Here is a 2,058-nt window from a genome sequence, read left to right on the forward strand (position 1 = left end):
TCGCTCGACACGAACGGCAACGGCAGTGCCCTGATCCCGGTCAGTCCCGCGCGCCGAACAGCGCGGAGCCGACCCGCACATGCGTCGCGCCGAGCATGACAGCGGTTTCGAAATCGCCGCTCATGCCCATCGAGAGCCGATCGAGCCCGTTTTCGGCCGCGATCTTCGCCAGCAGCGCGAAGAACGGCGCCGCCTCGATCCCGGCGGGCGGCACGCACATCAGCCCTATCACCGGAATCCCGGCCTCGCGCGCCGAGGCCAGCAGCGCAGGCACATCGGCGATCGGGCAGCCGCCCTTCTGCTCTTCGGCGCCGATGTTGACCTGCACGAAGCACGGCACCGGCTTTCCCGCCTTGGCCATTGCCTTGCCCAGCGCCGCTACCAGCGAGGGCCGGTCCAGCGAATGGATGCAGTCGAACAGGGCCACGGCATCCTCGGCCTTGTTCGACTGGAGCTGGCCGACGAGGTGCAGCTTCACGTCCGGATGCGCCGCGATCAGCGCGGGCCACTTGCCTTGCGCTTCCTGCACGCGGTTTTCGCCGAACACGCGCTGGCCCTGCTCGATCAGCGGCAGGATGCTTTCGGGCGGATAAGTCTTGGAAATGGCGATGAGGTCCACGTCTTCCGGTTTGCGGCCAGCAATCGCGGCGGCGCGGGCCATGCGGGCGCGGACATCGTCGAGCGGCGTAAGGTCTGGCTGATCCATGGCGCGCTGCTATAGCGTCCCCGTGCCGAACCGCCAGCCGCCTTGTCCCTCGATCCGGCCAAATGTCTGGATCGTCAGCGATGCGCGCAACGATGCCGGGCTGGAGCGCGCGCTCGCCCGCCTGCCACGCGGATCGGGCCTGATCTTTCGCCATTACCACCTGCCGCCCGGCCCGCGCCGCGCCCGCTTCGAGACCTTGGCCCGAATCGCGCGGCGGCACGGGCACTGCGTGGTGCTCTCGGGTACGCCGCGCGAAGCGCGGGCCTGGGGAGCAGACGGCGTCTATGGCGCGGCGGAGCGCCTTGCCCGTGGCCCGGCTGTCTTGCGGCTCGTCACCGTCCATTCGCTGCGCGAACTGGCCAAGGCCCATCGTGCAAGGGCAGACGTGGTGCTGATCTCCCCCGTCTTCCCGACTCGCTCGCACCCCGGCGCGCCCGCGCTTGGCCCGTTGCGCTTCCGCCTGCTGGCCGCGCGCGCGCAAGTTCCCGCGATCGCGCTGGGCGGCATGACCATGCACCGGGCCCGCGCTTTCGGCTTGCGCAAATGGGCCGCAATTCAAGGTCTTGCCGAATCGCCCACAGTGCTGTTCCCGGTTCATTCTTGACGCGGAGTCCCGCCCGGGCGCATTATTCCCGGACCTAATCAGAGGAATTCTTATGGCCACGCGGCCCATGGCGCCCGGACGGCGCATCGCCAAACCGGACTGGCGCGCAGTCCTCAAGCGGTCCTTGCGCCGCGCGACCGAGCTTTCGGGCGCGGTGGCGCTGTTCGCGCTGATGCTCTATCTGGCGCTGGCGCTGGCCAGCTATCACCAGACCGACCCCTCCGCCTCCACCGCCGCGGGCGGCGAAGTGCAGAACTGGATGGGCGCGACAGGCGCCTGGACTGCCGAGCGCGCGCTGTTCCTGTTCGGCCCGGTCTCCTGCCTGTTCCTGCCGATGCTCTATGTCTTCGCGCGCAAGCTGTGGCTGCTGGTGGAGGAAGACGACAGCGAGATCGAGCATTCGAACCAGCGCTGGTGGCGCCCGGTCGCCCTGCTCGTTATCGCCATAGTGCTGATCGCAACCGTCTTTTCGCTGTGGTTCACCGAGCCGGGCGGCGTGCTGCCGGCCTCCATGGGCGGTATTTCCGGACTGCTGGGCGCCAAGGCGATCCACGCGCTGGCCGCCCTGACCCCGCCCGCCGCGCAAGGCTGGATCACGCTGGCGCTGGCGCTCGTGTGCCTGATCGCGGGTGTGGCGATGGTGGGCCGGGTTTTCGCGTTCGACTGGAGCCGCCTGCTGACCCTGCCCGGCCGCATCGGCCGCCTGCCGCGCGTGCGCTCCGCTTCGGGCAAGCAAGCGGCCGCCCCG

3 protein-coding genes are annotated in these 2,058 nt (G+C 69.5%); 2 read left to right on the forward strand and 1 reads right to left on the reverse strand.

Annotation, left to right across the window (positions count from 1 at the left end; genetic code table 11):
- Positions 1 to 40: 40 nt before the first annotated feature.
- Positions 41 to 706 carry a YggS family pyridoxal phosphate-dependent enzyme gene (locus tag MTR66_RS09540; protein WP_243920252.1) on the reverse strand — a complete coding sequence of 222 codons (666 nt, stop codon included), beginning with the start codon at positions 704 to 706 and terminating at the stop codon, positions 41 to 43.
- On the opposite strand from MTR66_RS09540, the gene MTR66_RS09545 reads away from it, so the two are divergent.
- Both MTR66_RS09545 and MTR66_RS09550 read left to right on the forward strand, forming a co-directional pair.
- The gene (locus tag MTR66_RS09545) at positions 705 to 1,310 is read left to right on the forward strand and encodes a thiamine phosphate synthase (protein ID WP_243920254.1); all 606 of its coding nucleotides are present in this window, start codon (positions 705 to 707) and stop codon (positions 1,308 to 1,310) included. The genes MTR66_RS09540 and MTR66_RS09545 overlap by 2 nt on opposite strands.
- Before the next feature lie 52 nt (positions 1,311 to 1,362).
- The coding region (locus MTR66_RS09550; RefSeq protein WP_243920262.1) for a DNA translocase FtsK 4TM domain-containing protein at positions 1,363 to 2,058 on the forward strand (696 nt) is incomplete at its 3' end.

Origin of the sequence: Novosphingobium beihaiense (assembly GCF_022832375.1) — a bacterium.
Classification (GTDB): Bacteria; Pseudomonadota; Alphaproteobacteria; order Sphingomonadales; family Sphingomonadaceae; genus Novosphingobium; species Novosphingobium beihaiensis.

Coding starts and splice junctions, on each gene's coding strand:
- MTR66_RS09545 (WP_243920254.1), top strand. CDS start 705: ATGGCGCGCTGCTATAGCGTCCCCGTGCCGAACCGCCAGCCGCCTTGT.
- MTR66_RS09540 (WP_243920252.1), bottom strand. CDS start 706: ATGGATCAGCCAGACCTTACGCCGCTCGACGATGTCCGCGCCCGCATG.